Raw genomic sequence first — 4,078 nt, 5'->3', positions numbered from 1 at the left:
TAGTAGGAGATGAAAAAGATTTAGATAAGCTTTTAGAAAGCGAGAAGAAGTAATGGATATTTTTAATATAAATAAAAAGAAACTCGATATAAAAAATGACAATGCAGAACTAAAAGATTTTAGTGAAAAAGATAAGTATACGAGAACCGATGAGGCAATCAGTGGCACTAGTGTAATTTTTGATGCTTTAGGTTGTAAAACATGTGAAAAGGGTGCTGATATTGCGAAAATTGGTGTAGATATTTTTGCAGACAAGGATAACCGAGCCAACAAAGAAGCTGAACGTGGTGGCATAGAAGAAGAAGTTAATAGATTTTATAATATTAAAGAACCAGAAAAGAAATACTTTAAAAAACTTAGAGAAGAAGAAAACGAAAAAAGATTGAAAGAGCAACAAATGGACAAAAACATAACATCACCAACATCATCACTAACTAAGCCAGTCATGCTGGCATCTGGTAACTCAGTGGCAACAGACGGCTTTGTAGATTATGGCGTATCTAACGATGCCTTCTCGACTCTTCAGATAGCAAACGATAAATTTATAGTCACAAGGGCTGATATAAATGAGAGTTTAGAAGATATATTTAGCATAGAGTGCTTTGCCTATATAAATTTAGTCAAAAATCCGCTTTATGAAAATTTAGAGAGCATTTATAACGATAACGCTCAAACTGGCATATATAGATACCTTGATAAAGGCATGAAGCTAAGTATAAAAAGACCATCTTCTACAAACAAAAGTATCATCCCAAGCAATAATGGCAACGACTATATCTACTTTAGTGGCATAGTAAGCGATGTCGAGTATCTAGGCGTTGATGATGACAGCAGCACAAATATAGACAAAAAATATTTCTTCAAATTTAAACTCACATCCTCGCTATATAGACTAAGTATCAATAGAGCAAATAGAATTTACACAGATCAAAGCGTGCTTGAAGTGGTAAAAGAAATTTTGTCTTTTAACAAGCAAAGGCTAACCAAAGAGCTAGACTTCTCAAACATCAAAAATAGCTACAATAAAAAAGAATTTATAGCGCAGTACAACGAAAGTGACCTAGCCTTTATAACAAGACTTTGCCATGATAGTGGCATATATTTTTATGAAGATAATGAGAAAATTTACTTTCACGATACCTTTATACTAGCTTATAGCAACCAAGCTGAAGGCCTAACGCAAAGCGAACCGAGCAAAGGTAAAGAGGCTAGAAAAGTAAGCTTTAATATAAATTTAAACAACAATCTTGCAAGCGAGCACATAAATAAAATCACAAAGAGCGAAACTCTAAAAGCAAACAGCTTCACCCACTCATTTCAAAACACAGCCTATCCAAACGTGCTAGAGAGCAAAAATGAGAAGATATTTGACGAGCAGGTAAATATCTATGATAAGCATATAAATTTAGATGAGTATTCATTTAGTGATACGAGGTTGCTTGAGGTCAGCACCTATCTTAAAAAGCTAAGAAGCGATATGCTTTTGAAAGAATTTGTCGCTAGCTCAAACGTCTTTGCTCTAAATTTAAACGATAATATCTCAGTCGCCATAGATCAAAGTAGCGGCGAATATGAGTTTAAAATAATAGCTATAAAACACACTTATATAGACGAAAGCGTTTTAGAAAATACTCTAAATTTAGGTGACAATGTCCCTTTAAAGGATAAGAAGTTTATAAGCTCATATACAAATGAACTAAGCATCATCCCAAGTAGCGTAAAATTTGTACCAAGCTATAAACAAAAGCCAAAAGCGCCTGACATCACTCTAGGCCTTGTCGTAGGACAAGATGGGCTAAATAGCCAAACAAACACCATCCATACGGATAGTTACGGCAGAGTAAAGGTAAGACTAAACGCCTTTAGTACACAAGAGCAGATAGATAAAGACGACACCATAAACGCAAGCTATCATAAAAGTGCCTATCTAAGAGTGATCACACCTATCGCAAGCAACAGCTCTGGCTTCTTTGCGATACCTAGGGTCGGCGATGAGGTGATCATCTCATTTTTGCAAAACGACATAGATAACCCAGTGGTAAGCGGCAGCCTCTATAATGCCTCAAATATGCCACTAGTAAATGTAGATAATAACTACCATCAAACATCGCTTAGCTCAAAAACGATCGGAGCAAACGAGACTGGCATAAACGAGATCACTTTGTCAAACTTAAAAAACAAAGAGCAAATTTATGTAAAAGCAGAGAAAGACTATGACGAGCTAGTAAATAACGACTTTTCTCAAACGATACTAAACGACAAGAGCTCTCAAGTGCATGGTAGCTACACGGAAAGGGTCAAAAAAGCACACATCCAAACGATAGATCTTGCTAAAAACGTAAATGTCGGCGGTGAATATCTAACGACGGTCGGACTTTCAAAAGATACGGTAGTAGGCGTCTCAAATACACTAAATGTAGCTGTTGATGATACAACTAGAGTTGGTCAAGATAGACATGAGTTTGTCGGCAATGATAAATTTGTCGAGATAAAATCAAACCTCAACACAACCATACACAACGACGAAACCAAAGAGATAAAAGGTACTAAAGAGCAAAACATAGATGGTAGCTATAAGCTAAATTCGCAAAAAGGTATAAATGAGTTTAGTAACGAGCACATAGTACTTCAGGCAAACAACTACATCGACATAAACGCTAAGTCAAATTTCACTACAAAGACAGCCGCGCAGCACACTGAGATGGCTGACTCAAAGTTTAGCGAGATCGAGACGACATACGAGGTCAATGCTAAAAATGAGATCATCCACCAAGTAGGCAGCACCAAAGTAACTATAAATGGGGCAAGTGTTGTGATAGAAGTTGGTGGCATAAAAGCGATATTTGACAGCATGGGACTAAGAGTCATCGGCGGAGATATCAAGGCGTTGTAAAAATAAATGGAGAATAATATGAAGAATATCTTTTTTATACTATTTTTAATTGTAAATTTATACTCAGATAATGAAAATTTTGAGTCAAAAGAGTGGGTAGGAAATTATTCGTTTGAAGATCAGATTATGCTAGATAAAGAAAATTATCGTGGGCATATTCAGGATTTGAATATATCGATGTGTAAAAACAATATTTGCAATGTTAGGTTTGAAAGTTACCGTACATATGGCGTTAAAGGAGATGAAGATAGCGAAGGTGCAAATATTTGTCTGATAGAAGTTGAGGACAAAGCGATGAATTTGCAAATTCTTTCTTCTAAAGAAGCAGTTTTAAAATTAGCAACAAATGACAAAAGTAAAAAGTGCAGCGCAAATATCATAAAGACTGATAAAGGCTTTAAATTTACTAAGCCAGAAATAAATGCAAATGAGTGTGCAAATATACTTATAGATTATGGTTGTGGAGAAGGAACTGATCCGTATTGGGATGGAGAATTTATAAGGAAAGATAAATGATCTTTAAAGAGCTAAGTAAAGATGAATATGGCAAATTATTGGGCATATTCATGTGCAATACAGAAGTGCATCCAAACTCTGAGCTAGTTAAGTCAGGACGATTTCTCAAGCCTCACGCTGATAATTATAAAAATGTTAATCAAGGAAATATCGCTATTGGCTATGGATTTGATTTAAAAGTAAATGATATAGCTCAAATTACAAAAATGTATAGAGGTGTCTTTGGAGATAAATGGCAATTAACGCAAGAAGAGACTTTGGTTTTAAAAGACTATAAAAATGGAAAAATAACAACCTCAGCAGCATTAAGTAAATTTGGCTCTATTCAAAATTTAAGCTTAGATTTAAAAACAAGAGATAATGCATATAAACTATACTCTTTAACTCTTAGTACTTATGAAAATAAAGTCAATAGTAACATTCCAAAATCCTACGAAAGGCTGGCATTAGTCTCAAGAGCATACAATCACTATGGCTCAGATCTTATGAAAGCTGTATCGCAAAGAGATAGATTTTTAATATGGTTTCATCTACGTTATACCATAAACACTCAAAGAGGCAAGGAGCTAAACGGTCTAACCAAAAGAAGGTTGTGGGAATCAGATATTTTTGATCTCATATATAAGGATGATTTTGAAGCGGTAATAAATATTTTTAGTAGCTTAAATA

Annotated in this window: 3 protein-coding genes; all 3 read left to right on the top strand. The window is 34.8% G+C overall.

The annotated features are described in order from the left end of the window. Window positions 1–52: 52 nt before the first annotated feature. Window positions 53–2,893: a type VI secretion system Vgr family protein gene (locus F3G98_RS07355; protein ID WP_180999491.1), complete on the top strand. Its 2,841-nt coding sequence runs from the start codon at window positions 53–55 to the stop codon at window positions 2,891–2,893. Window positions 2,894–2,911: 18 nt separating this feature from the next. After that, window positions 2,912–3,409, top strand: a complete 498-nt coding sequence (locus F3G98_RS07350; protein WP_103574100.1) for a hypothetical protein — start codon at window positions 2,912–2,914, stop codon at window positions 3,407–3,409. Further along, a partial coding sequence (locus F3G98_RS10430; protein WP_508610417.1) for a lysozyme family protein occupies window positions 3,406–4,078 on the top strand: 673 nt, incomplete at its 3' end. The genes F3G98_RS07350 and F3G98_RS10430, both read left to right, overlap by 4 nt.

Source organism: Campylobacter concisus (genome assembly GCF_902460895.1).
GTDB classification, from domain to species: domain Bacteria; phylum Campylobacterota; class Campylobacteria; order Campylobacterales; family Campylobacteraceae; genus Campylobacter_A; species Campylobacter_A concisus_BC.
This window is presented reverse-complemented; position numbering and strand designations above follow the sequence as displayed.